Raw genomic sequence first — 1,449 nt, 5'->3', positions numbered from 1 at the left:
AACAGAGATTAAACTGAAGAGTTTGATCCTGGCTCAGATTGAACGCTGGCGGCATGCCTTACACATGCAAGTCGAACGGCAGCACGGAGCTTGCTCTGGTGGCGAGTGGCGAACGGGTGAGTAATATATCGGAACGTACCCTGGAGTGGGGGATAACGTAGCGAAAGTTACGCTAATACCGCATACGATCTACGGATGAAAGTGGGGGATCGCAAGACCTCATGCTCGTGGAGCGGCCGATATCTGATTAGCTAGTTGGTAGGGTAAAAGCCTACCAAGGCATCGATCAGTAGCTGGTCTGAGAGGACGACCAGCCACACTGGAACTGAGACACGGTCCAGACTCCTACGGGAGGCAGCAGTGGGGAATTTTGGACAATGGGCGAAAGCCTGATCCAGCAATGCCGCGTGAGTGAAGAAGGCCTTCGGGTTGTAAAGCTCTTTTGTCAGGGAAGAAACGGTGAGAGCTAATATCTCTTGCTAATGACGGTACCTGAAGAATAAGCACCGGCTAACTACGTGCCAGCAGCCGCGGTAATACGTAGGGTGCAAGCGTTAATCGGAATTACTGGGCGTAAAGCGTGCGCAGGCGGTTTTGTAAGTCTGATGTGAAATCCCCGGGCTCAACCTGGGAATTGCATTGGAGACTGCAAGGCTAGAATCTGGCAGAGGGGGGTAGAATTCCACGTGTAGCAGTGAAATGCGTAGATATGTGGAGGAACACCGATGGCGAAGGCAGCCCCCTGGGTCAAGATTGACGCTCATGCACGAAAGCGTGGGGAGCAAACAGGATTAGATACCCTGGTAGTCCACGCCCTAAACGATGTCTACTAGTTGTCGGGTCTTAATTGACTTGGTAACGCAGCTAACGCGTGAAGTAGACCGCCTGGGGAGTACGGTCGCAAGATTAAAACTCAAAGGAATTGACGGGGACCCGCACAAGCGGTGGATGATGTGGATTAATTCGATGCAACGCGAAAAACCTTACCTACCCTTGACATGGCTGGAATCCCCGAGAGATTGGGGAGTGCTCGAAAGAGAACCAGTACACAGGTGCTGCATGGCTGTCGTCAGCTCGTGTCGTGAGATGTTGGGTTAAGTCCCGCAACGAGCGCAACCCTTGTCATTAGTTGCTACGAAAGGGCACTCTAATGAGACTGCCGGTGACAAACCGGAGGAAGGTGGGGATGACGTCAAGTCCTCATGGCCCTTATGGGTAGGGCTTCACACGTCATACAATGGTACATACAGAGCGCCGCCAACCCGCGAGGGGGAGCTAATCGCAGAAAGTGTATCGTAGTCCGGATTGTAGTCTGCAACTCGACTGCATGAAGTTGGAATCGCTAGTAATCGCGGATCAGCATGTCGCGGTGAATACGTTCCCGGGTCTTGTACACACCGCCCGTCACACCATGGGAGCGGGTTTTACCAGAAGTAGGTAGCTTAACCG

Annotated in this window: 1 rRNA gene; it reads left to right on the top strand. The window is 52.8% G+C overall.

What is annotated here, in order from left to right:
* Window positions 1–10: 10 nt before the first annotated feature.
* Window positions 11–1,449, top strand: a 16S ribosomal RNA gene (locus IGS60_RS28175); the annotation flags it as partial.

The organism is Janthinobacterium sp. FW305-128 (assembly GCF_020858135.1).
In the GTDB taxonomy this organism is placed as follows: Bacteria; Pseudomonadota; Gammaproteobacteria; order Burkholderiales; family Burkholderiaceae_D; genus Janthinobacterium.
This window is presented reverse-complemented; position numbering and strand designations above follow the sequence as displayed.